Source organism: Chloroflexus sp., assembly GCF_056331925.1.
On the sequence record NZ_JBWGQH010000070.1, the window covers coordinates 1 to 827 of the forward strand.

At 56.7% G+C, this 827-nt stretch carries 1 protein-coding gene; it reads left to right on the forward strand.

Translation table 11 applies throughout. The features are described from left to right. Positions 1–521: 521 nt before the first annotated feature. The gene (locus tag AC01ZF_RS17540; protein WP_476575551.1) at positions 522–800 is read left to right on the forward strand and encodes an MvaI/BcnI family restriction endonuclease; all 279 of its coding nucleotides are present in this window, start codon (positions 522–524) and stop codon (positions 798–800) included. Positions 801–827: the final 27 nt, after the last annotated feature.

Consider the following 827-nt stretch of genomic DNA (forward strand, 5'->3'; position numbering starts at 1 on the left):
GCGCTTCCATGCGCTCCGATCGGAGTGTCCGGTATGACAATGTCTTTCTCTGGGCTGCTGGCGAACGACCGTAGCAATGGACACTCGTGAATGCGTGCAAACAACCGGTTGCAGCCGACGGCGCTCCACACCGCCACTGAACCGGAGCGTTCGGTAGCAGAGGGATTTTGCAGATAACACCGTTATCAAAGATTCCGTTCGACGTATGCATCCTTATCAGTTTCAGCCGAGGAACATCAATCTAAAGCCATCCGAGTCCTGTAAGACATAAAGGCCACGTGCTGTGCGTGGTCGTTCATCACGTGCGTAGGATCGTTCGCACGGGGGCGCCCTGCCCTGGCGCATGCAGCCCACCGTCTCATCGCAAACCCAGCGCTGGGTGCAGGCCGGGGGCATTGAGCCACTTGTCCAGGACGGCGCACGCCGGTGCGTGACCTCGAAGGACAGGTGCCTGCGCCGCGCGCGACGATCGTTGACGCGCGGACAATGCCGGCGATCCCGGCCAGCGGCGCGCGCCGGCGATGACGGGTATCACCGCCACAGTACGGGCCACGTGGACAGTTATAGGGGCCAAGGTTAAGAACTGCTTCTATGTGATAGCAGACACAAGGGTCGAACAGAGACACGAGTTCTTCAAGTACGTGAAACTTTTGGTGTTATCCGGTTTTTCATTTGATGGCTTCCTGGAATGTATTGTTGATTTTGACGCTCGTACTGGGCATAACCACTGGACAAAATTCAGGATCAGGCAGAATCATTGGCATGGGCTATATACATCGGTTGAGGAAATTGACTTGTGATGAGGAGCAGCTCGCTCGGTCGCAGCG

What these genes read in the sequence shown, in the direction of transcription:
- AC01ZF_RS17540 (WP_476575551.1), top strand. Translation starts at nt 522, where the DNA reads ATGACGGGTATCACCGCCACAGTACGGGCCACGTGGACAGTTATAGGG.